Source organism: Amycolatopsis sp. EV170708-02-1 (assembly GCF_022479115.1).
Lineage (GTDB): Bacteria > Actinomycetota > Actinomycetes > Mycobacteriales > Pseudonocardiaceae > Amycolatopsis.
In genome coordinates this window covers 5,086,697-5,107,276 of record NZ_CP092497.1, presented here as the reverse complement: position 1 = coordinate 5,107,276, position 20,580 = coordinate 5,086,697, and the positions used below count along the sequence as shown (strand labels likewise).

The following is a 20,580-nucleotide window of genomic DNA, read 5'->3' as shown; positions in this document are numbered from 1 at the left end:
CTCTCGCGGCGACGGCCCCGGCACGCCGGAGTCAGCCCGAGGTGTGGTCGAACGTCAGATGCGAGGTGATCCGGTAGCGGTCGCCCCGGTAGATCGAGCGGGTGTACTCGATCACGCGGCCGGCGTCGTCGCGGGTGGTGCGTTCGAACAGCAGCGCGGGGGAGTGCTGCGGGACGCCGAGCAGGCCGGATTCGTCGGGGTCGGTGACGGTCGGCTCGATGATCTGCACGGCCGTCGCGGGCACGACCTCGTACCGCGTGCGGAGCAGCTCGTAGAACGAGCCGGACTCGAAGCCCGCGGCCGTGATGTCGGGCACGAGGTCGCGCGGGACCAGGATCCGCTCGATCGCCATCGGCGCCTCTTCGACGACGCGGACGCGAGTGACCGCGACCAGGGTGTGGCCGGGCGAGACCTCGAGCCGCTTGCCGAGCCGGGCGCCCGCCGGGGTGGTGGCGAAGTCGATCACGCGGCTCGTCCAGTGGCCTTCGGCGGGCGGGGCGAACTGCTCGCCGCCGGTGGCGGGCAGGAGATCCTGGGAGATCTTGCGCGGCGCGGTGAACGTGCCGCGGCCGTGCTCGCGGACCACGAGACCGTCGCGCTCCAGCTCGTCGATCGCGGCTCGCAGGGTGGGGCGCGAGACGCCGATTTCGCTGCTCAGCGCGCGTTCCGAAGGCAGGACCTCACCCGGCTGCCGCCGCTCGATGAGCTGGCGTAGCCGATCCTTGACCTCTGTTCGCCGCATGACCACAGCCTACCCAGTGGTCAGCGTGAATTGGCTGGTGGACAAGTTGTCTAGACCTATTGACTTTACCACTTCACCGGGCGACGGTGGAAAGAAACTGACCAGTGGTAAAGGAGACGAGATGTCGACCTCAGGGAAGTTCCGCGCCGCCGCCGTCGCGGCGCTGTCGGTCGCCGCACTGGGTCTGGCGCCGGGCGCCGCCGCCGGAGCGGCCGGCTGCGGGGCGCTGTTCGACGACTTCCACTACGGCTCGCACACCGACGGTCTCCTCGCCCAGCACGGCTGGCAGGTGCGGTCCGGCGCAGGCGGCCCGGGCGTCGGCGGCGCACGGTGGGCACCCGAGGGCATCACGTTCCCGACGTCCGACGGGGACAAGGTGCTGCAACTCGCCTCAACCACCGACGGCACGCCCGCGGGGACGACCCAGACCGAGATCATGCAGCCCGACCGGCGGTTCTTCGAAGGGACATACGCGGCGCGGATCCGCTTCTCCGACGCGCCGGCGTCCGGCCCCGACGGTGACCGGATCAACCAGACGTTCTTCACGATCAGCCCGCTCCGCTACGACAACGACCCGATCTACAGCGAGCTGGACTTCTCGGAGTACCTGCCCAACGGCGGGTGGGGCGAGGCGGGGCCGGTGAACTTCCAGACCAGCTGGCACACCTACACGCCGGATCCCTGGTACGCCGAGAACAAGAGCGACAGCCAGCGCCGCAGCATCGACGGATGGCGCTCCGTCGTCGCGACGGTGTCCGACGGGCACGTGCGGTACTACATCGACGGCGCGCTGGTGGCCGACCACGACCGAAGCGGGCCGTTCGACGTGTACCCGCGGCAGAACATGTCGTTGAACGTGAATCAGTGGTTCATCGACCTCACGCAGCACAGCGGCGGGACGAGCACCTACCTCGAACAGGTGGACTGGGTCTACTACGCGAAGAACGAGGTACTGACACCGCAGGCCGCCGCCGACCGGGCCGCGTCGTACCGGTCTTCGGGCGTGCGGTTCACCGACGATCTCGGTGGCTGTTAGATATGAGCGGTGGATCGGCTGACGGAACGTTTCGAGGAACACCGGGTCAGGCTGCGGGCGGTGGCCTACCGGATGCTGGGTTCGGCCAGTGAGGCCGAGGACGCCGTCCAGGACACGTGGCTGCGGCTGAACCGCGCCGACGCGGAGGAGATCGAGAACCTCGGCGGCTGGCTGACCACGGTGGTGGCGCGGGTGTGCCTGAACGTGCTGCGCTCGCGCGACCACCGGCGGGAGGAATCGCTCGACGACCGGCTCGCCGAACCGGCCGACTCCTCGGTCGATCCCGCCGCCGACGCGGTGCTCGCCGACTCGGTGGGACTGGCGATGATGGTGGTCCTGGACACGCTGGCCCCGCCGAACGGCTCGCGTTCGTCCTGCACGACATGTTCGCGGTGCCGTTCGACGAGATCGCCCCGCTGATCGACCGCACCCCGGCCGCCGCGAGGCAACTCGCGAGCCGGGCCCGGCGCCGTGTCCAGGCTCGCCCCAGTACCTCGGAACCGGATCTCGCGCGACGGCGCCAAGTCGTCGACGCGTACCTGGCCGCTGCTCGCGGCGGAGATTTCGCGGCGCTCCTCGAACTTTTGCATCCCGACGTCGTCCTCCGCGCGGACAAGGCGGCAGGCCCCTCGCGCGAGCCGATCTTCCTGCGCGGCGCCAGTGTGGTGGCTCGTGGCGCGGCGGCCGCTTCGGTGCGGGCGGCGATCACCCAGCTCGCGCTGGTGAACGGCGGCATCGGCCTCGTGATGGCCGACGAAGGACGGCCTTCGGTCGTGCTCGCGTTCGCGTTCGTGGACGGGAAGATCAGCGAGATCGACGTCATCGCGGACCGGGAACGGGTGCGCGGGCTGGATTTGGTGATGGTGGACTGAGCCGGGGTTGCGGTTCGGTCGCGAACGAATACCGATGGTTCCGTCTCTCCGGTCCGGGCGTTAACGGTTCTCTGTCGTTCTCCGCCTCCTTTTCAAGGCTCTTTGAGTCACGACGAGGAGGCGACCATGTCGGAGGGGACGTTCGGAACTGCTCGACGCCATCCTGTGAAAGAACAGGACACCGCGTATCGGGACGACTATCAGCGGGATCGGGACCGGGTTCTCTATTCGTCCGCGTTCCGGCGGCTGGCCGGGGTGGCGCAGGTCGCCGCGGTCAACGAGCAACTGGTGTTGCACAACCGGCTCACCCACAGTTTGAAGGTCGCGCAGATGGGGCGAAGACTTGTGCAGCATCTGCGCTATCAATTGGACGATCCGAAGCGTGGCTTCCCGGAAGGATCGAATCTGAACGAGGACGTCGTCGAGACGGCGGGACTCGTGCACGACATCGGACACCCGCCGTTCGGCCACATCGCGGAGGAGGTCCTCGGCCAGCGGCTGGCTCAGATCGAAGGGCTGGAAGGCTTCGAAGGGAACGCGCAGTCCTTCCGGGTGGTGACGAAGCTCGCCCGGCGGAAGATGGAGCACCCGGGCCTCAACCTGACCCAGGCGACGTTGAACGCGATCCTCAAGTATCCGCGTCTCAAGTCGGGTGATTCGCCAACGGCCTTGTGGACCGACCGTGGCTACGGGGACAAATGGGGTGCGTATCAGACCGAAAAGGTGGACTTCGACTGGGCGAGGGAAGGTAGCCGCCGTGACTTGAGATCCGCGAACGCGGTCCTGATGGATTGGGCGGACGACATCAGTTACGCGACACATGATCTAGAGGACTACTTTCGCGCCGGTCTCATCCCCTTGCACAGTTTGTCGGTGGATAAGGAACGCATACTCAAGCATGGCCTCCGCCGGCTGAAGCAGCACAGGGGATTCGACGAGTTCCGATTCCGGAACGAGCTCGAAACGATCATCGCCGAGTTCGGCGGACGCCTGCACTCCCAGTGCTGGGAGACCCGTAAGAACCGGGTGCAGATGAACAAGATCAGCAGCGGCCACCTCACCCGGTTCGTGAAGGCGGTCCGGCTGCTCGGCGAACCACCCTATGTCGAGATCGAGCAGAGCAGTCAGTACCGGGTCGCCGCGCTGAAGGAACTCACGTGGTTCTACGTGATCAACAGGCCTCCGCTTGCCATCCAGCAGGAAGGCCAGAAGCGGATCATCGGTTCGCTCTTCGATCGGTTGATGATGTGCTTGGAGAAGTCTCCGAGTAGTCCGAAAATCCCCATCCAACTCCGGGGGATCTATCGCGACATCACGCATGATGACACGGCGGAGGGTACTTCGGAGAGGAGCAAGGAAGCCGGATGTGCCCGGGCTGTCACCGACTACATCTGTCTGCTTACCGAAGCGCAAGCGGTCGATCTCGGCGAGCGTCTGGCGGGGCGGTCGCAGAGCTCGATGTTCGGGACCTGGTTCAACTGAACGAGGGTATGCCGAGGGGCCCGTCGCCGGTGGTGGTCGGCGGGCTTCTCGGTTCAGTGGTGGTTGTGGCGGGGTTGTTGTAGCGGGTCCAGATACTGCGGTGGGATGAATTCGGGTCGGCCGCCGGTGGTGTGGACTTTCCAGCCGGAGTGGCCGTGGATGACCATGTGGTGGTAGCGGCAGAGTAGGCAGAGGTTGTCGAGGTTGGTGTCGCCGAGTTGGCCCAGGGGAGTATGTGGTGGGCTTCGCAGTGTTTGGGTTTTCGTCGGCAGCCGGGGAAGGCGCAGCCGTGGTCGCGCAGGTTGAGGGCGCGGCGTTGGGCGGGGGTGACGGTGCGGGCGGCGCGGCCGATGTCGAGGGGTTCGCTTTCGGTGCCGAGGACGGCGGGGATGATTTTCGCGTCGCAGGCCAGCATGCGGGCGTGCCGGGCGGTGATCTGGGTGACTCCGTCCACGCAGGCGGCCCCGAGCCCGGAGGTCAAAGTTTCCAGGGGGATGGTGACGACGACGGTGGTGCGGTCTCCGGAGAGGGTGGGGGCTTTGTCGTTGGTCATCGCGTAGTGGATCGCGTCGAACAACGCGTCGCCGTGGCGTTCGCCGGGGGTGCGGGGGTCGCGGTTGCCGTCTTCGTCGATGGGTCTTCGTTGTCCCCAGGTTTCGAACAGGGCGTTGGCGCGGGCCCGAATTCGGGGTCCAGTAAGCCGGTGAGCCGCCACCACCCATCGTCACGTTTCCGCAGATACACCTCGCGGGACGGGGGTTTGAGATCCTCGTCTTTGGGCTCGTTCCCGTCGGGATCGAGGTGGGCGAGAAGGTCCGCGCCGGCGTTGGTGATCTCTTGGGGTCCGGCATGGCGGGCCAGAGTCACCAGGATCTGCTCGGCAGCGGCCCGGTCGTCGTCCGAGGCATCGTCAGGGATCTTCTTCAGCACCGCGAGGATCGGATCCAGCTGCTGATGCCCCAGATCACCCTCGGCCGCCGCGGCACCGGCGATGGGGGCGAACGCCGGTACGGGAGTGCCGTCCAGATTCCGGCTCTCGTTCACAGCCAACGCCCGGGCCACGGTGTCGCGGGCCTCTTTGGGGCTGATCCGGGCGGCCTCGGCGAACCAGCCCGCGGTCGACCCGTGCCCGAACAGTTCCATTGGACCGCGGGACTCGATCTCGGCCAGGAACTGCCCGACCTCCGCCAAGGCCTGACGCGCCACCGACAACCGCTCCACCACGCCGTGCGCGAGCTCCCGCGCACCGGCACGCCACAACTCGTGCGGCGGTTCGAGGATGCGCTGACTGGACACCCCACAAGAATACCAAGAATCGAACAAGTGTGCGAATGTGAAAAGTGCTCTAGAATTGGTTTCGCATTCTGGCGATGTAGGTCCGGGCGTGTCAGGAGTTATTGATGGGTAGGGAAAACGCAGTACGTCGCGAAAGCCTCTTTCGCGGCATCGGCGAAGACTGGGCGGCGCCGCATCCTGAAGATGGTCTGGCTCTGATTGGCACTCGTCATCCAGCTGGACCACTCTGATCCCAGACCCTTGGCCTCAACCGTCAAGGCGCAGAATGGTTTCTTCGATCTCGGCGTCCCGAGCGGACGCGTAAGCGATCTCGGTGCCGACGACGGCGAAGCCCGCCTTCCTCAGCACCCGAAGTGACCCGAGATTGTCGCTCGCGGCGCGCGCATACAGAGGCCGGTCCTCGACCATCTCCAGAAGGAGCGCAAGGGCTCGGCTGGCGACGCCCCGCCCCCAAACCGCACGGTCGATCCAGTAGGTGATTTCCGCGTCGCCGTCCACGAAGAACCTGCCGATGGTGCCGAGGAATCGTCCGTCACCGGTCACCGCGCGCAGGATGAGATCAGGAGAAGTCCTCAACTTCGCCATGTGGAGGTCGAAGGCTTCGCGATCGTCGGGATCCCTGGCGATGAACGCGGCCATCCGGACCGATTCGGGGTCACGCATCAGCTCGTACAAGGTGTCCAGGTCGCGATCCTCGACCGGCCGCAGTGCCACCTCGACCATCGATCTCCTCCTCGGCGTATCGGCGACGTCCCGGCACCCATCGTGCCCGAAACCCGCCTAAGGTGGCCGGGACGCCGCAGTCACTTCCGGGAGGCACGCATGTCGTTGTTGGCCCAGCTGAACTCCGCGATCACCACGGGCGCGATCGAGGTCGTCGATCTCACCGCCCCGTTGAGCGCGAGCACCCCGATCCTCCGGCTGCCGGAGCCGTTCGCGAACACGATCCCGTTCGGCCTGGAGGAGATCAGCCGGTACGACGAACGCGGGCCGCGCTGGTACTGGAACAACATCCACACCGGCGAGCACACCGGGACCCACCTCGACGTCCCCGTGCACTGGGTGTCGGGAAAGGACGGCCACGACGTCTCCGAGGTGCCGTTGCGCACGCTGGTCGCCCCGGCCGTGGTGCTCGACGCGTCGGCTCGCGCGGCCGAAGACCCGGACTTCCTGCTTTCCGTGGAAGACATCCGTGAGTGGGAGCGGGTGAACGGGCCGCTGCCCGATGGTGGCTGGCTGCTCTACCGCACGGGCTGGGACGCTCGTTCGCATGATCAGGAGACCTTCCTCAACAACGACGAGAACGGTCCGCACACCCCGGGTGTGTCGGGGGAGTGCGCTCGCTGGCTCGCGGAGGAGGCGCCGATCACCGGGTTCGGGGTCGAGACCGTCGGCACCGACGCGGGGCAGGCACTCGCACTCGAACCGGCCTTCCCGTGCCACGAACTTCTTCTGGGCGCGGGAAAACACGGCTTGACGCAGTTGCAGAACCTGGCGAGCCTGCCGCCCACCGGATCGCTGCTGGTCGTCAGCCCGCTCCCGATCGTCGGCGGTTCCGGCAGTCCCGCCAGGGTCTACGCGCTGGTCGAGCGGGCATGAACGTCGCGGAGCTGGTCGGCCGCACGCTCGCGGAGCTCGGCGTCGGCATGGCGTTCGGGGTCGTGGGCAGCGGCAACTTCGAGGCCACCAACGGGTTGCGGGCCGGCGGTGCGCGGTTCGTCGCCGCGCGGCACGAGGGCGGCGCGGCGAGCATGGCCGACGCGTACGCCCGGATGAGCGGTCAGGTGCCGGTTCTGAGTCTCCATCAGGGCTGCGGGCTGACCAACGCGCTCACCGGGATCACCGAGGCGGCCAAGAGCCGGACGCCGATGATCGTCTTGGCCGGGGACACCGCGGCGTCGGCGGTGCTGTCGAACTTCCGGGTCGGCCAGGACGCGCTCGCGGCCGCCGTCGGCGCGGAGCCCGAACGCGTGCACGGCGCGCGCACCGCGGTCGCCGACACCGTCCGCGCCTATCGGACGGCCGTGCAGCGGCGACGGACCGTCCTGCTCAACCTTCCTCTCGACGTCCAAGCCCAGGAAGCGCCCGAAGCGGTCCCGGTCCCGGAAGTCCCCGGCCCGGCGTCGATCCGCCCGAGCGCGGAGGCGATCGCGGAGCTGGCCGCGCTCCTCGTCGAAGCGCGGCGGCCGGTGTTCATCGCCGGCCGCGGCGCGCGTGAGAGCGCCAAACCACTCAAGGAGCTCGCGGAGGTCTCTGGCGCACTGCTCGCGACTTCGGCGGTGGCGCACGGCCTCTTCCACGACGACCCCTTCGCGATCGGGATCTCGGGCGGCTTCTCGTCGCCGCGAGCGGCAGACCTCGTCAAGGACGCCGACCTCGTGATCGGCTGGGGGTGCGCGCTGAACATGTGGACCACCCGGCACGGCACGCTGCTCGGCCCGGGTGCCCGGCTGGTCCAGGTCGACGTCGATCAGGCGGCGCTCGGCGCGCACCGGACGATCGACCTGGGCGTCGTCGGCGACGTCACCAGCACGGCCGTGGACGTGCACGCCGAACTCGTCAGGCGGGGCCACGAAAGCCACCGCGAAATCCCCGAAAGCACACGATGGAACGACGTCCCGTATAACGACCTATCCGGCGGCGGACGGATCGATCCACGTACGCTCAGCCGCCGTCTCGACGAGATCTTGCCCGCCGAACGGGTGGTTTCGATCGACTCCGGCAACTTCATGGGCTACCCGAGCGCGTACCTGTCCGTCCCCGACGAGAACGGTTTCTGCTTCACGCAGGCGTTCCAGAGCATCGGGCTGGGCCTCGGGACGGCGATCGGCGCCGCGCTGGCCCGGCCGGAGCGGCTGCCGGTGCTCGGGGTGGGCGACGGCGGGTTCCACATGGCCGTCGCCGAGCTGGAAACCGCCGTGCGGCTACGGATCCCGCTCGTCGTCATCGTCTACAACGACGCGGCGTACGGCGCCGAGATCCACCACTTCGGTGCCGCGGACATGACGACGGTCCGGTTCCCCGACACCGACATCGCGGCGATCGGACGCGGTTTCGGCTGCGCCGGGGTCACCGTGCGGTCGGCCGAGGATCTCGCCGCCGTCAAGGTTTGGCTCGACGGATCACGGGACGCGCCGCTCGTCGTCGACGCCAAGATCGCCGACGACGGCGGCTCGTGGTGGCTCGCCGAGGCGTTCCGCCACTAAACGCCCCAGTCCGGCCGCAGCGGCATGCCCGCGTCGCCGTCCGGGCCGGCCTTCACCCCGAGCACCTGGTGCAGTTCGATCTCCCGCCGCTCGAAGGCGAGGCGGCACGCGGCCATGTACAGCGCCCAGACGCGGCTCCGGCCGGCGCCCGCTTCGGCGACGGCCTCGTCCCAGTTCGCGTCGAGGTTGGCGCACCAGGCGCCGAGGGTGGTGGCGTAATGCTCGCGGAGGTTCTCGGAATGCCGCACCTCCAGCCCGCTGTCGTGCATCGCGGTGGCGATCTCGCCGACGGACTCCAGCTCGCCGTCGGGGAAGACGTAGCGGTCGATGAACCCGCGTGACCGGTGCGGGACGGAGGTGTCCGGGTTGGTGATGCTGTGGTTCAGCAAACGCCCGCGCGGTTTGAGTTTCCCGGCGAGGAAACGGAAGTACGACGGAAGGTTGCGCGCGCCGATGTGCTCGGTGAGCCCGATCGACGACACCGCGTCGAAACCCGTTTCGGTGACGTCGCGGTAGTCGAGATGCCGTACTTCGGCCTTGTCCGCGAGCCCCTTGGTCACGATGTCCTTCTGCGCCCACTGCGCCTGCTCGCGCGAAAGGGTGACACCCAGCGCCTCGACGCCGTAGTTCTCGACGGCGTGCTCGACCATCCCGCCCCAGCCGCAGCCGACGTCCAGCAGCCGCATCCCGGGCCGGAGCCCCAGTTTCCGGCACACCAGGTCGAATTTGTGCGCCTGCGCCTCTTCCAGCGACGCGTCGTCGGACGGATACGCGGCGCAGGTGTAGGCCATCGACGGGCCGAGCACCAGTTCGTAGAACCGGTTCGAGACGTCGTAATGGTTCGAGATCGCGTTGCTGTCTCGCGCTTTCGAGTGCCGTAGCCCGTCGAAGACACGCTTGGCGCGGCTCGGCAGTTCTTCGGCGGGTGGGGCGACGCGGCGCAGGTGCCTCGGCCCGAGCTCACGCAGCAGCCACAACCGGTCCGCGGCGCTGAGCTGATCGACCTGGGAAACGAGCGCGCGCAACGCCGTGTAGAGATCGCCGTCCACGTCGAGCGCGCCGGCGACGTAGGCACGGGCGAGCCCGAGGTCGCCAGGGGACGACATCAGATACGTCAACGCCAGCGGCGACCGCACCCGGATCGACACCGGCGCGTCCGCCGGGCCGCTCGTGCTGCCGTCGTAGGCGGTGATGGACACTTCGGCGCTCGGGCCGAGCAACCGCTCGAAGATCTTCCCGACGGTAGTCGTCCCAGCCATGGTCGTCTCTCTTCTCCCCGGGCCCGATCACCGCCGCCGCACGCATTTCGCGTACAGGTCGAGCAGGCGGCCGTCGGGGTCGTAGGCCGTCTTAAGTTTCCGGTAGGCGTCGCCGTTGTAGAGCCGCCAGAACTCCTCTTCGGCATAGAAACTGTCGGAATACAGCGATTTCCGCCCGCCGAGCCGGGTCACTTCGGCCTCGATCAGCCGATTGTGCGTATCCGGCGCCTCGCCCGGGTCCAGTGGCACCGCGGACCAGAACCCGAAGTTGACGTACAGCGTTTCGGGGTCCATCTCGTACAGCGGCGAGTTCACGCCGCCCGGCCGCTGCTTCAGCGGGCAGACCCACACCGGGCTGATCGGGATCTCGCGGCGGAAGAAGTCCAGGAACTCCGCGGCCCGCGACAGCGGCACTTCGATGTCCTGGACCACGGTCTCTTCCGGCGGAAGACGGCGCAGCTTGAGCAGTTTCGCGGCGATCCCGAACCGGCGATCGAGCGCCACGACCTTCCAGTAGACCGACGACCGCAGCAGCCGCCTGCCCAGCAGCAGCCGGGGGAGCCGGTGCTGCACGCCGAACGCCCGCGAGCACCAGAACCAGTCCGTGTCCCAGCGCCACAGGTAGTCCCGGACGCTCAAGTGGTCGGTCTCGCGGGAGCGGATCGACTTGTAGTAGATGTCGAGCCAGGTGTAATCGCTGGTCACCGGCGCCGACGAGGTGAAGGTGCCCAGGGTCAAGTACTGCTCGCCCGGCCCGAAGACCGTTCCGTCCACGAAGTCGGCCGACCCGCTGCGGCAGGCCTCGCCGAGCGCCGCGAAGTACTCCTCTAGGTCTTCGTACCGGACGTGGTCGAGCCGGACGTACGGCTTGACCGGCTCCAGCTCGATCTTCAACCGCAACGCGTAGCCGAGTGTCCCGTACGAGTTCGGGAAGCCGTGGAAGAGCTCGCTGTGCTCGTTGTCCGGCCTGGCGACGACGATCCGGCCGTCGCCGGTGAGCAGCTCCATCTCCAGCACCGACTCGTGCACGAGCCCGTTGCGGAACGAGGACGACTCGATGCCGAGGCCGGTGACCGCGCCGCCGAGCGTGATCGTCTTGAGCTGCGGCACGACCAGCGGCATCAACCCGTGGGGCAGGGTCGCGTCCACCAGCTGCTCGTAAGTGACCATGCCTTCGACGTCGGCCGTGCGCGCCAAGGGATCGACGTCGAGCACGTGCGTGAATCCCGAGACGTCCAGCCCCGGGGTGCTGGTCGCCTTCCGTGCCCGGAACAGGTTCGACGTCCGCTTCGCCAGCCGGATGGTGCCGTGGAGATCGGCGAGCTGTGCCCGGAGGGTTTCGGCTCGCGCTTCGTGTTCGGCGAACCGGACCAGCCGCGCCGTCTCCCGGATCCCGCTGTCGCTGCTCGCCATCAGTTCATCGTGCCCCACCGGACCGCCCGGCGCAGCCCTTGATTCCTAGCCGAGCCCGGACAGCGGGACGGCGTCCGCCATCGCGGTGAAGCCCTTGTCGCCGGGGTGGAGGTGATCGCCGGAGTCGTACTCGGGTTTCATCCGCTGCGGGTCGGCGGGGTCGCGGATCACCGCGTCGAAGTCGATGTAGCCGTCGAAGAGCCGGCTCGTCCGGATGAACCGGTTCACCGCCTGCCGGGTCTCCTCGAGCTGCGGCGTGTACGAACCCCAGCCCTTCCACGGCGTGATCGTCGCGCCCAGCACTCGCAGACCGCGGTCGTGTGCGCGGCCGGCGATCTGCTTCAACGCCGAGATGATCTTGTTCGGGTCGGCCTGGTGCGGCGTCTGCTGGATGTCGTTGATGCCCTCGAACACGATCGCCGTCCGCACGCCGGACTGGCCGAGCACGTCGCGGTCCAGCCGGGCCAGCGCGTTGACGCCGTAGGTGCCGCCGTCGAGCAGCAGCCGGTTGCCGCTGATCCCGGCGTTGAGCACGCCCGTCCGCGCGCTGATCTTGTCGGCGAGCTGATCGGGCCAGCGCAGGTTCGCGCCCCAGGTCGAGTTCGCCCCGTCGGTGATCGAGTCGCCGATCGCCACGACGCTGCCCCGCAGCCCCCGGCCACGGACATCCACTCCGGACACGTAGTGCCAGACCGCGGTCTTCTCCGGGAACGCCGCCGCCGACTCGTCGGCCGCCTTGTCGCCGTTCCGGGTGAAGTAGGAGTTCTGCGTCGCCAACGGGTGGTAGGTGACCGGGCCCGACGGCGTCGGCGTGTACGTGGTGACCAGGAGATCGCCGTCCCTCGGCACCGTCAGCGCCGCGCCGTCGCTGAGGATGTCGGCGCCCGGCGGCACGGTGACCTCGCGATCTCCGCCGAAGGTCAGCGTGCGCATCGTGCCGGGCACGGCCTGCGGGGTGTCCGGGCCGACGGCGACCGCGACGGTCACCCGGCCGAACAGCACCGGCGTCCGGCCGAAGGCGTTGGACAGCCGCACCCGCACCTCGTGCCCGCCGACGCTGGTGTGGACGATGTTGCGGATCGAGAAGTTCGGGTAACCGTTGTCGGTCCCGGCGACCCCGGCCGCGGGAGCGGCCGCCCAGGTGCCCACCCAGCCGCTCGGGGCGGCGCGTTCCATCTGAGACGGCGGGGCCGCCGCGGCGACCCCCGGTACCACGCCCAGCAACAGGATCCCCGCTACGGCGAGCTGCTTCACGCGCATGTCGGTTTCGCCTCCACCCAGTCGGCTCCACCCATCGTCAGTGAATCACCGACAGCGGGTCAACGTCCCGGACGGGACAGGTTTCTGTCGGTGGTCGCGGTTAGCCTGAACGCCATGAAGCCAGCCGCCCTCCGGAAGATCTGCCTCGGCTTCCCCGGCGCCCGGGAGGAGTTCCCGTTCGGGGAGGACAACAGCGTGTTCAAGGTCGCGGGCAAGGTGTTCGCGCTCAGCCCGCTCAAGGCGAAACCGCTGCGGATCAGCCTCAAATGCGAGCCGGACCTCGCCGTCCGGTTGCGCGCCGGGCATCCGGCGATCATCCCCGGCTACCACCTGAACAAACGACACTGGAACACCGTCGAGCTGGACGGCTCGCTGACCGACGACTTCGTCCGGGAGATGATCGAGGACTCCTACGACCTCGTCGTCGCGGGCCTGCCGAAACGAGAACAGGAGAAACTGAACTGGGTCGCGCTCAGCCAGGAATGACCAACCCGGGTTTCATCCGGATTTCATCCCACCGTGCTCGGCCCGCCTCCTACCGTGGGCGGAGAAGGGTGCCGCCCGCCGCACGATGACTCGCTTCCCGGCACTTCCTAGGCTGATGTCCGTGCTGGAGATCTTGCGGGACCGATTCCGGGCACGGGCGCAGGAGAGCCTCACCCGTGCCGGGCTCGCCCTGCCCTGGTGGGTTCCGGTGAGTTCCACCTTCCTGAGCGTGGTCTTCGCCGTGATCGCGGTGGTGCAGCGGGACGCCCTGGCGCCGCCGCAGCCGGTCGCGCTGGGCGGGCTGCTCGTGATCGCCACACCGCTGGCCTGGGTGATCACCGGCTGGGTCGTGCCGTGGGCGCGGGTGGCGGCGCTGATCGCCGCCGCCGCCGTCCTGCTCGTCGAGCCCGCGCTCCCGGATTTCGCGCCGTTGCTGCTGTTGGTCGCGGCCACCGAAGCGGGCAGTGTCCTGCGGACGACGTGGGGGATCGCCCTCGTCACGTTCGCGGCGGAGGCGGTGCTCCTCGTGGCGGGGATCTGGGGCGGGCTGATCGGTGGGCCGGTGTACATGGTCGCGGTTCTGCTCGGCCTCAGTGGCGGGCTCATGACCGCTGGTACACCAGGGTGCTGGCCGCCGAACGCGGAAACCGCGACGCCTCCCGTGACAAGGCCCTGCTCGCCGAACGCCAGCGCATCGCGCGTGAGGTGCACGACGTCGTCGGCCATTCGCTCAGCATCACCCTGCTGCACCTGACCGGTGCCCGGCATGCGTTGCAGCAGGACCGCGACGTCGACGAGGCGATCGAAGCGCTGACCGAAGCCGAGCAGGTGGGACGCGCCGCGATGGCCGACATCCGCCGCACGGTCGGCCTGCTCGCCGACTCGCCGTCGGGCAGCGCCCCGCTGCCGGGCGTGGAGGACATCGCGACGCTGGTGGAACGCACCCGCAGCGCCGGACTGGCGGTGCGCTATACACAGGAAGGCGACCTCGGCCGGGTAGGCGCCTCGGAAGGATTGGGCCTCTACCGGATCGTGCAGGAATCACTTGTCAACGTCGTCAAGCACGCCCCCGGAGCGACCGCGGAGGTGCGGCTGAACGCCGGCCGTTCGGGGTTGAACCTCGTCGTCAGCAACACCCTCCCCGCCACCGTCCGGCGCGCGGCGGAGGACGGGTCCGGACTGGCCGGGATGGCCGTCCGGGCGGCCCAGCTCGGCGCCGACCTCAGCGCCGGCCCCAGTGGCAGGCAGTGGATCGTGCGGGTCACCGTGCCGGGAGTCAAACCGTGACCGCCGCCGAGATCCAGGTGCTGCTGGTCGACGATCAGGAGCTGGTCCGGTCCGGGCTGCGGCGCATCCTGCGGCGGCGCGACGGGTTCGTCATCGCGGGGGAATGCGGCGACGGCTCGGAGGTGCCCGCGGCGCTGGCCGCGCACGAGGTCGACGTCATCGTGATGGACCTGCGGATGAAGAACGTCGGCGGCGTCGAGGCCACCAGGCGGCTGCGGCGGACCGGCGGGCATCCACCCGTGCTCGCGCTGACCACCTTCGACGACGACAACCTCTTGGCCGACGCGCTGCGGGCGGGCGCGGCGGGCTATGTGCTCAAGGATTCTCCCGCCGAAGACCTGATCCGGGCCGTGCGGGCGGTCGCCGCGGGCGACGCCTGGCTGGATCCCGGGGTCACCGGGCGGGTGCTCGCCGCCTACCGGCAGGCCGCCGGGAACGGCAGCGGCGGACGCTCACCGGAACTGCTGACACCGAGGGAACAGGACGTGCTCAGGGCGATCGGCCGGGGACTGACCAACGCGGAGATCGCCGCGACCCTCGTGATTTCGGAGGTGACGGTGAAAAGCCATATCGGCCGGATCTTCACCAAGCTCCAGCTGCGGGACCGGGCGGCCGCGATCGTGTACGCGTTCGATCACGGGATCGTGGTGCCGGGCTAGTGCGGAACGAAGGGGGGATCATGTCGGAATCGAAGCTGCGGTTCGAAGTGCTCGGCCCGTTGCGGGCCTGGCACGGCGAGACCCGGCTGGACCTCGGTCCGGTCCGCCAGCAGGCCGTCCTCGCCGCGCTGCTGCTGCGCCCAGACGTGACCGTCAGCCACTACGAACTCACCGACGGGCTCTGGGAGAAGCCGCCGGAGTCGAACGTGCTGCCGGTGTACGTCCGGCGGCTGCGGCAATGCCTGGACACGTCAGGGACGAAGCCGCGGGACTCGGTGATCGTGTCCGACCGCGGTGGCTACCGGTTCGCCGGCGGCGGGGTGCGCCTCGACGTGGTCCGGCTGGAGGAGGTAGCGGCCGTCGCGGCCGCCGCCGAGGAATCGGGCGACCTCGTCGCCGCGGTGGACACCTTCGCCGAGGCACTCCGGCTGTTCCACGGCGAGCCGCTGACGGGGCTGCCCGGAGCGTTCGTCCAGGGCGAGCGGCGGCGGCTGGAGGAACGCAAGCTGCTGTTCCTGCGCCGGAAACTGCGGGCCCAGCTGAAACTCGGACGGTTCGACGAGGTGATCGGCGAGCTCTCGGCGCTGGTGTCCGCCGACCCGCCGAGCGAGCCGCTGGCCGCGTTGCTGATGCGGGCGCTCTACGGCGGCGGGCGGCAGGCGGAGGCGCTGGAGGTGTTCACCGACGTCCGCGAGCGGCTGGTGGAGCAGCTCGGTGTCGAGCCGGGCGAGGAGCTGCGGCAGGTACAGGAAGCGGTACTGCGCGGGGACGAGGCGCTGCTCGGTGTCGCCCCGCGCCGGGAGCCGACCCGCCGGATCCGCAACGAACTGCCCGCCACCAACGGCGAACTCGTCGGCAGGGACCGGGAACTCGCGCTGCTCGTGGAGGACGGCGATCCGGAGTCGGTCTCGGTCGACACCGTCGACGGTGTCGCGGGCGCGGGGAAGACCGCGCTCGCGGTGCGCGCGGCCCACCGGCTCCGCGAGTCCTATCCGGACGGTGCGTTGTTCGTGGATCTCCACGGCTACACCGAAGGTCGCGAGCCGGTGACGCCGGAGCGCGCGCTGCGGCGGCTGCTTCGCGCGGTCGGGGTCGAAGACGGGCTCATGCCGGACGATCTCGACGAGCTGTCCGCGTCGTGGCGGGCGGCGACCGCGCAGCTGCGGTTGCTGCTGGTGCTCGACAACGCCGAGTCCGCCGGGCAGGTGCGGCCGTTGCTGCCGTCCGGGCCGGGCAGCCGGGTGCTGGTGACCAGCCGTCGCCGTCTGTCCGGTTTGGACGCAGACCGCCGCGTTTCCCTCGGTGCGCTGGGTCTCGAAGCGGCGGAGCGGCTGCTCGGCCGCATCGTCGGAGCGCCGAGGGCGGAGGGGGAGCGGTTCGCCGTGCGCGCCCTCGCCGGACTGTGCGGGCGTCTGCCGCTCGCGCTGCGGATCGCGGGCGCCCGGCTGCAGAACCGTCCGATGTGGACGTTCAAGGACCTGGTGGACCGGATGTCGGACGACGAGCGCAGGCTCGGCGAGCTGACCGCCGAGGATCGCAGCGTCGAGGTGGCGCTGCGCCTCTCGTACGAACAGCTGCGGCCCGCCGAGCAGGACGCGTTCAGTGTGCTCGGCCTGTCGCCGACGGCCGAGTTCGACCGGCTCTCGGTCTCCGCCCTGCTGGACTGCTCACCGGCCGAAGCCGAACGGCGGCTGGAAAGCCTGGTCGACGCCAGCCTCGTGCAGGAACCGGCGAGCGGCCGCTACCGGCTGCACGACCTGGTGGCGGTCTACGCCCGGCGGCTCGCCGGGGAGATGCCGGAAGAGGCCGCCGAAGCGGCACGGAAACGGGTGTACGGCTTGTATCTCGGCGCCGCTCGCCGGGCGACTGAATGGGGCGTCGCGCGGTTCCCGCTGGAGACGGGAGGGCCTTTCACCGGCCAGCGCGACGCTTCCGCCTGGCTCGACGCCGTCGGCGACCTGCCCGAGGTGGTGGCCCAGGCGGCCGAATCCGGGTTGCACGACCTCGCGTGCTCTGTCGCCGAGGGGCTCGTCGATTATCTCGCCCGCCAGCAGCGATACCACGAATGCCGGACGGCGCTGCAGATCGCGCTGCCGCTGGCCGAACAGGCCGAAGACGAACGCCTCGTCTCTTCGCTGCGGTTCTGCCTCGGCTACGCCTACGCCATGCAAGGCCAGCTGGACCGGGCGCGCGGCTGGTTCGACGACGCGCTGCGGGCGGGCCAGTCCTCCGGAGACCGCGGCGTGGAGGCGCGGGCGCTGGGCGGGCTCACCATGGCGGACCTGATCGCCGGACGGCACGATCTCGCCATCCCCGGGATGCGGCGGGTGATGGTCATGGCCGACGAGGTGGGGGACAGCTGGCTCGCCGAGAGATCGTTGTCGGCGCTGGGCTATCTCGCCTATCTGCAGGGCGAGCACGAAGAGGCGCTCGTCCACCTCCGCCGCGCGCGTGAGCTGAGCGAGGAGATCGGCAGCACGGGGATGCTGGCGAGGGTGCTGTGCCATATCGGCACGGTTCAGCTCGAAATCGGCAGGTTCGCCGAAGCCGCGCTCGACCTCCGGCGGTCCGTCGAACTCGCCGAAGAGACCACGGACGGCCTGCTGGTCGCGACCAGCCTCGCCCGGCTGGGTGCCGCGGAACTGGAACTGGGGAATCTCTCCGAGGCGTTCGAACTCCAGCGGCGCGCGCTGACGGCCGTCACCGAGGAGACCATCGTCGGGATGGAGTCCGAGATCCGCAACCGGCTCGGCCGCACCCATCTCGCCGCGGGCGATCCGGTGGCGGCCAGGGAGCACTTCGAATGGGTGCTCACCACCATAGGGCCCGACGGCGATTCCCTTCAGCGCACCCTCGCGCTGGAAGGTCTGGACCTCACCAGACAGTCGGTGCTCCGGCGTTGACGATCGTGAACCGGTGCCCGGCCATACTCGTCCGCCAGCGCGCGAAGTAGCTGTCGGCGGCGTCGGCCAGGTGCACCCCGGCGCGGACCTCGTGGACGGCGTAAGCCCACTCCGCGGCGTCGCACAGCACCAACTCCCTTGGTGCCCCGCGCCTGCGGAGCACGGAGGAGCAGAGGGCGCCGCGCCTGCCGACGACGCTGTTCTCGAGGCAGCGGCGGAGATCTTCGACGGCGTCGGCGGCGGTTTCGAACAGCGTCCACCGGTACTTCGGCGACGGGCGGCCGTCGGCCCACGGTGTGAAGAACGCCGCCCAGCTCCAGCCCGGTCCGACGACCCCGTCCCGTTGGCCGGGGCTCGGCGCGTCGTCCCGGGGCGTCACCATGTTGTACGGGGTCCGGCTCGCCGGGCTCATGCACGTCTCCTCGTGGACCACCGGTCCGCGGCCGCGGATCCGTGCCCGGAACCGTAGGGCGGAGCCATGAAATCCCGATGAAACGAGACCTCTCGCCTCGTGAGTGGTAAGGACGGTTCTAACCGTCCTCGCCACTCACGAGAATTGGGGTACGACGGTCAGCCTCCGCCCGTTGAGCGGCTGGGGCGCGCGGGCGTTGCCCGCTCCGAACAGGCCCTGGAACCGCGCGATCGTCGACGGCGAGACGGTCTGCTCGGACATCAGGAACCACTGCACGCCTTCGGTGAACGGGGCCGTCGTGAGGGATCCGTCGTAGCGCAGTGTGCTCCGGTCGCGGGGCAGGAGCGTGGCGAGGTCGAAGTCCTCCAGTGCCACCGTTTCGCCGCATTCCGGGGCGAGTTTCGCCAGGACGCGATCCACCGGCGACGCGGCGCCCGAACGCAGGGGCACGCCGATCACCAGCAGTTTCCCGGCGGCGCTGCGGTGCACGAAATGCATTTCCAGCGGATCGGTGCGCCCGCGGAAACGGTGTTCGGACGGGGTGTGGAAATGGAACTGTTCGAGCTCGTAGCGGACCCCGGCGAGTGTGACGTGCCCGGTGCCCGGCCTGACGACGGCCTCTTCGGTTTCTTCGTGATTCCTCGTTCCGCATCCGTCGGCGTCCGACGCGTCCTTCCGGATGTATTCGAGGTCCAGATCCGAGTGGCCGTAGGAGATGTCCAGCCTCGGCAGGGTCGGATCGAACCTGATCGCGCCGGGGGAGATGTCGACCGGGCTCTGGGCAGGCTGCCGCGAGTGGGCGGTGCCGCCCGCGGTGAGCAGGAATCCGGCGAGGGCGAGGGGAACGACGAATGCGACAAGGCGCCTGCGCGTCACGCTCTGAACCTTTCGAAGAGCCGCACCCGATGGAGTGGTGCGCGCGAGAAGAACACATCTTTTTCCTGCGCCGGAGAATGCGCAAGTCCCCAGAACAGGGCAATTTCCGACATATTCTCTCGTTTCGTGCGAAACGGAGCGTGATTTATGTCGGCGCTCCTCGAAAGATTCACTGTGCGCAGCCAGGGGGACACCCCTAGTATCCGAAGGTGTCGATCTTGACGGTGCTCCTCAGCCTGGTGGCCCTTCTTCCCGCCGTGGACCCCGTTTCCCGAACGGGTGCCTGCGAGGGAACGGAAGGGGTGACCGTCGCGGTCGGCGTGCTCGTTCGCTGCGTGTCCGGCTCGCCCGGTGACGCGCGGACCGCGCTCGAACGCTCCGGGCTCGCGGTGCGGCTGGGGGACGGACCGGGGCCGTACGGCGACTCCCGTTACGTCTGCCGCGTCGAAGGTCTGCCCGATGGCGATCCCTGTACCGGCCATCGGGACGGCGCGTCGTTCTGGAAGGTGTGGCGAGTCGGGCTGGATCCGGTGGCCTGGCGCGAATCCGGGACCCGGGACGGGCCCAGTGCGGTGCGGGTCTGCCCCGGCGGGCTCGTCGGCTTCGTCTTCGGGCCGAAGACCTCGCAGATGCCTGTGGCGCCCGAGCAGGTCGTGACCACGCCTGGGTGGCTACCGCCGCGGTGCTGAAGGGTCAGTTCGCCGGGACGATGAGCGACGCCATCACCTTCGGGATCAGTTCGCTGACGAACCGGCCGTCGGCGGGGAGTTCGCCGCCTTCCAGCAGGTAGTTCTGCAGCCCCTGTTCGTACAGGGCGACCAGGACGTGCACCGCGTCGTCCGCCGAGATCGTCAAGCGCCGGTCGATCCGGTCGAGCGTGCCGACCAGTACCGCGCCCAGTTCGGTGTGGAAGTACCGGAACGCGGCGCCGATCCGGTCGCGGATCTCCGGCTGCCGCAGGCCCTGGGTGCGGAATTCCGCGCACAGCAGGTACCAGTCCTTGTCCGCGTTGAGCGCGACCATGAACAGTTCGGCGATCCGCCCGAGGGTGGGGGAGAGGTCTTCGTGCGCGCCGACGACGGCGTCGCCGAGCACGCTCTCAGTGGCCTCGCGGAACCGTTCGAGCCGGATCTCGGTCTCCTCCTGGAACAGGGCGAGGAAGAGGTCTTCCTTCGAGCTGAAATTCGAGTAGAAGGCGCCGCGGGTGAAGCCGGCGCGCTCGCAGATCAGCTCGACCGGGGTGTCCCGGATGCCGCGTTCGGAGAAGGCCTCGTACGCCGCGTCGATCAGCCGTCGGCGGGTGTCCGCCCGGCGCCTGGTCATGGTGGCGCCCCGCTCCTCGGTCATCTCGCCATTCTTTCGCATCGGCCCGGTTCACCCGGCTGTGGGAC

18 protein-coding genes and 2 pseudogenes are annotated in these 20,580 nt (G+C 69.1%); 11 read left to right on the top strand and 9 right to left on the bottom strand.

Annotated features, from left to right (window positions below; translation table 11 throughout):
* Nucleotides 1-31: 31 nt before the first annotated feature.
* The gene (locus MJQ72_RS23190; protein ID WP_240593066.1) at nucleotides 32-742 is read right to left on the bottom strand and encodes a GntR family transcriptional regulator; all 711 of its coding nucleotides are present in this window, start codon (nucleotides 740-742) and stop codon (nucleotides 32-34) included.
* 121 nt (nucleotides 743-863) lie between these two features.
* On the opposite strand from MJQ72_RS23190, the gene MJQ72_RS23185 reads away from it, so the two are divergent.
* From MJQ72_RS23185 to MJQ72_RS23175, 3 genes and pseudogenes are all read left to right on the top strand, one after another.
* Nucleotides 864-1,778 carry a glycoside hydrolase family 16 protein gene (locus tag MJQ72_RS23185; RefSeq protein WP_240593065.1) on the top strand — a complete coding sequence of 305 codons (915 nt, stop codon included), beginning with the start codon at nucleotides 864-866 and terminating at the stop codon, nucleotides 1,776-1,778.
* Nucleotides 1,779-1,787: 9 nt separating this feature from the next.
* A pseudogene (locus tag MJQ72_RS23180) lies at nucleotides 1,788-2,650 on the top strand (sigma-70 family RNA polymerase sigma factor).
* Nucleotides 2,651-2,776: 126 nt separating this feature from the next.
* Complete coding sequence (locus tag MJQ72_RS23175) at nucleotides 2,777-4,132, top strand: deoxyguanosinetriphosphate triphosphohydrolase family protein (RefSeq protein ID WP_240593064.1); 1,356 nt, start codon at nucleotides 2,777-2,779, stop codon at nucleotides 4,130-4,132.
* A gap of 53 nt (nucleotides 4,133-4,185) precedes the next feature.
* On the opposite strand, the pseudogene MJQ72_RS23170 reads toward MJQ72_RS23175, so the two are convergent.
* Together MJQ72_RS23170 and MJQ72_RS23165 are read right to left on the bottom strand one after the other, a co-directional pair.
* Nucleotides 4,186-5,428: pseudogene (locus tag MJQ72_RS23170) on the bottom strand (DUF222 domain-containing protein).
* A 246-nt stretch (nucleotides 5,429-5,674) separates the two neighbouring features.
* Nucleotides 5,675-6,151 carry a GNAT family N-acetyltransferase gene (locus MJQ72_RS23165; protein ID WP_396426866.1) on the bottom strand — a complete coding sequence of 159 codons (477 nt, stop codon included), beginning with the start codon at nucleotides 6,149-6,151 and terminating at the stop codon, nucleotides 5,675-5,677.
* Nucleotides 6,152-6,250: 99 nt separating this feature from the next.
* On the opposite strand from MJQ72_RS23165, the gene MJQ72_RS23160 reads away from it, so the two are divergent.
* On the top strand, nucleotides 6,251-7,027 hold the full coding sequence (locus tag MJQ72_RS23160; protein WP_240593062.1) for a cyclase family protein: 777 nt from the start codon (nucleotides 6,251-6,253) through the stop codon (nucleotides 7,025-7,027).
* A complete protein-coding gene (locus MJQ72_RS23155) occupies nucleotides 7,024-8,634 on the top strand; it encodes a thiamine pyrophosphate-binding protein (protein ID WP_240593061.1) in 1,611 nt (536 codons plus the stop codon). Before MJQ72_RS23160 ends, MJQ72_RS23155 begins: the two co-directional genes overlap by 4 nt.
* On the opposite strand, the gene MJQ72_RS23150 is transcribed toward MJQ72_RS23155, so the two are convergent.
* The 3 genes from MJQ72_RS23150 to MJQ72_RS23140 are packed head-to-tail and all read right to left on the bottom strand — an operon-like array spanning nucleotide 8,631 to nucleotide 12,566.
* The gene (locus tag MJQ72_RS23150) at nucleotides 8,631-9,893 is read right to left on the bottom strand and encodes a class I SAM-dependent methyltransferase (RefSeq protein ID WP_240593060.1); all 1,263 of its coding nucleotides are present in this window, start codon (nucleotides 9,891-9,893) and stop codon (nucleotides 8,631-8,633) included. The two genes, MJQ72_RS23155 and MJQ72_RS23150, sit on opposite strands and share 4 nt — an antisense overlap.
* A 27-nt stretch (nucleotides 9,894-9,920) precedes the next feature.
* Complete coding sequence (locus tag MJQ72_RS23145; protein ID WP_240593059.1) at nucleotides 9,921-11,306, bottom strand: FAD-binding oxidoreductase; 1,386 nt, start codon at nucleotides 11,304-11,306, stop codon at nucleotides 9,921-9,923.
* Between the two features lie 45 nt (nucleotides 11,307-11,351).
* Nucleotides 11,352-12,566 carry an SGNH/GDSL hydrolase family protein gene (locus tag MJQ72_RS23140; protein ID WP_240593058.1) on the bottom strand — a complete coding sequence of 405 codons (1,215 nt, stop codon included), beginning with the start codon at nucleotides 12,564-12,566 and terminating at the stop codon, nucleotides 11,352-11,354.
* Nucleotides 12,567-12,680: 114 nt separating this feature from the next.
* Between MJQ72_RS23140 and MJQ72_RS23135 the strand changes: the two genes are divergently transcribed.
* From MJQ72_RS23135 to MJQ72_RS23120, 5 genes are all read left to right on the top strand, one after another.
* Nucleotides 12,681-13,052 carry an MmcQ/YjbR family DNA-binding protein gene (locus tag MJQ72_RS23135; protein WP_240593057.1) on the top strand — a complete coding sequence of 124 codons (372 nt, stop codon included), beginning with the start codon at nucleotides 12,681-12,683 and terminating at the stop codon, nucleotides 13,050-13,052.
* A 121-nt stretch (nucleotides 13,053-13,173) separates the two neighbouring features.
* Nucleotides 13,174-13,806, top strand: a complete 633-nt coding sequence (locus MJQ72_RS44865; RefSeq protein WP_315860741.1) for a hypothetical protein — start codon at nucleotides 13,174-13,176, stop codon at nucleotides 13,804-13,806.
* Nucleotides 13,758-14,339, top strand: coding sequence for a histidine kinase (locus MJQ72_RS44860; RefSeq protein ID WP_315860740.1), 582 nt, complete (start codon nucleotides 13,758-13,760; stop codon nucleotides 14,337-14,339). The genes MJQ72_RS44865 and MJQ72_RS44860 overlap by 49 nt, the downstream gene beginning before the upstream one ends.
* The gene (locus tag MJQ72_RS23125) at nucleotides 14,336-14,998 is read left to right on the top strand and encodes a response regulator transcription factor (protein ID WP_016335282.1); all 663 of its coding nucleotides are present in this window, start codon (nucleotides 14,336-14,338) and stop codon (nucleotides 14,996-14,998) included. Before MJQ72_RS44860 ends, MJQ72_RS23125 begins: the two co-directional genes overlap by 4 nt.
* Before the next feature lie 20 nt (nucleotides 14,999-15,018).
* Nucleotides 15,019-17,901 carry a BTAD domain-containing putative transcriptional regulator gene (locus MJQ72_RS23120; protein WP_240593056.1) on the top strand — a complete coding sequence of 961 codons (2,883 nt, stop codon included), beginning with the start codon at nucleotides 15,019-15,021 and terminating at the stop codon, nucleotides 17,899-17,901.
* Here MJQ72_RS23120 and MJQ72_RS23115 read toward each other — a convergent pair.
* Nucleotides 17,873-18,313 carry a hypothetical protein gene (locus tag MJQ72_RS23115; protein ID WP_240593055.1) on the bottom strand — a complete coding sequence of 147 codons (441 nt, stop codon included), beginning with the start codon at nucleotides 18,311-18,313 and terminating at the stop codon, nucleotides 17,873-17,875. The two genes, MJQ72_RS23120 and MJQ72_RS23115, sit on opposite strands and share 29 nt — an antisense overlap.
* Before the next feature lie 135 nt (nucleotides 18,314-18,448).
* Nucleotides 18,449-19,189 carry a carbonic anhydrase family protein gene (locus tag MJQ72_RS23110; RefSeq protein WP_240593054.1) on the bottom strand — a complete coding sequence of 247 codons (741 nt, stop codon included), beginning with the start codon at nucleotides 19,187-19,189 and terminating at the stop codon, nucleotides 18,449-18,451.
* A 209-nt stretch (nucleotides 19,190-19,398) separates the two neighbouring features.
* Here MJQ72_RS23110 and MJQ72_RS23105 point away from each other — a divergent pair, with 209 nt between their 5' ends.
* Nucleotides 19,399-19,878 carry a hypothetical protein gene (locus MJQ72_RS23105; protein ID WP_240593053.1) on the top strand — a complete coding sequence of 160 codons (480 nt, stop codon included), beginning with the start codon at nucleotides 19,399-19,401 and terminating at the stop codon, nucleotides 19,876-19,878.
* Between the two features lie 4 nt (nucleotides 19,879-19,882).
* On the opposite strand, the gene MJQ72_RS23100 is transcribed toward MJQ72_RS23105, so the two are convergent.
* Nucleotides 19,883-20,536 carry a TetR/AcrR family transcriptional regulator gene (locus MJQ72_RS23100; RefSeq protein ID WP_240593052.1) on the bottom strand — a complete coding sequence of 218 codons (654 nt, stop codon included), beginning with the start codon at nucleotides 20,534-20,536 and terminating at the stop codon, nucleotides 19,883-19,885.
* Between the last annotated feature and the right edge of the window lie 44 nt (nucleotides 20,537-20,580).

Coding starts and splice junctions, on each gene's coding strand:
- MJQ72_RS23190 (WP_240593066.1), bottom strand. CDS start 742: ATGCGGCGAACAGAGGTCAAGGATCGGCTACGCCAGCTCATCGAGCGG.
- MJQ72_RS23185 (WP_240593065.1), top strand. CDS start 864: ATGTCGACCTCAGGGAAGTTCCGCGCCGCCGCCGTCGCGGCGCTGTCG.
- MJQ72_RS23175 (WP_240593064.1), top strand. CDS start 2,777: ATGTCGGAGGGGACGTTCGGAACTGCTCGACGCCATCCTGTGAAAGAA.
- MJQ72_RS23165 (WP_396426866.1), bottom strand. CDS start 6,151: ATGGTCGAGGTGGCACTGCGGCCGGTCGAGGATCGCGACCTGGACACC.
- MJQ72_RS23160 (WP_240593062.1), top strand. CDS start 6,251: ATGTCGTTGTTGGCCCAGCTGAACTCCGCGATCACCACGGGCGCGATC.
- MJQ72_RS23155 (WP_240593061.1), top strand. CDS start 7,024: ATGAACGTCGCGGAGCTGGTCGGCCGCACGCTCGCGGAGCTCGGCGTC.
- MJQ72_RS23150 (WP_240593060.1), bottom strand. CDS start 9,893: ATGGCTGGGACGACTACCGTCGGGAAGATCTTCGAGCGGTTGCTCGGC.
- MJQ72_RS23145 (WP_240593059.1), bottom strand. CDS start 11,306: ATGGCGAGCAGCGACAGCGGGATCCGGGAGACGGCGCGGCTGGTCCGG.
- MJQ72_RS23140 (WP_240593058.1), bottom strand. CDS start 12,566: ATGCGCGTGAAGCAGCTCGCCGTAGCGGGGATCCTGTTGCTGGGCGTG.
- MJQ72_RS23135 (WP_240593057.1), top strand. CDS start 12,681: ATGAAGCCAGCCGCCCTCCGGAAGATCTGCCTCGGCTTCCCCGGCGCC.
- MJQ72_RS23120 (WP_240593056.1), top strand. CDS start 15,019: ATGTCGGAATCGAAGCTGCGGTTCGAAGTGCTCGGCCCGTTGCGGGCC.
- MJQ72_RS23115 (WP_240593055.1), bottom strand. CDS start 18,313: ATGAGCCCGGCGAGCCGGACCCCGTACAACATGGTGACGCCCCGGGAC.
- MJQ72_RS23100 (WP_240593052.1), bottom strand. CDS start 20,536: ATGACCGAGGAGCGGGGCGCCACCATGACCAGGCGCCGGGCGGACACC.